The sequence below is a fragment of the Mesorhizobium sp. M5C.F.Ca.ET.164.01.1.1 genome (assembly GCF_004792125.1).
GTDB lineage: Bacteria > Pseudomonadota > Alphaproteobacteria > Rhizobiales > Rhizobiaceae > Mesorhizobium > Mesorhizobium wenxiniae.
On record NZ_SRTG01000092.1, the window covers coordinates 1 to 469 of the forward strand.

Annotated in this window: 1 protein-coding gene; it reads left to right on the top strand. The window is 68.7% G+C overall.

What is annotated here, in order from left to right:
• Positions 1–130: 130 nt before the first annotated feature.
• Positions 131–469, top strand: a 339-nt coding sequence (locus EN807_RS32560; RefSeq protein ID WP_281405241.1) for a sigma factor, incomplete at its 3' end; no start/stop codon positions are given.

Sequence of the window (469 nt, forward strand, 5' to 3'; positions counted from 1 at the left end):
TTCACCTCCAGCAAAGCAGGCGCCTTCGCCTGCAATCGCGATCTTCACCCGCACGAGCAGGGACGGACCGCCGCCGTCCGCTGAAGGCGGCCGCAAAGCCCTGGCGGGAGCGCCTGACGGTGGAACGGTGTTGAGCGAAAAGGTGCTGGCTGCGCGTTTTGCCGAGGTGGTGCTGCCGCATCTCGGCGACCCGCTGTCGCTCGCCCGCTGGTTGACCGGCAACGCGGCGGACGCCGAGGATGTCGTGCAGGACGCCTGCATCAAGGCGCATGCCGGCATATCAGGCTATGCCGGCGGCAATGCCCGTGCCTGGCTGCTGACCATCGTGCGCAACACCTCCTACACCTGGATGGCGCGCAACCGGCCGCGCGGCATGATGGCTGTCGGCGATCTCTGCGATCTCGACGACATGGCGGCGGCCCATGGCACCAGCCTGCCCGACGAGGACGGGCCGGAGGCGAGCCTGATC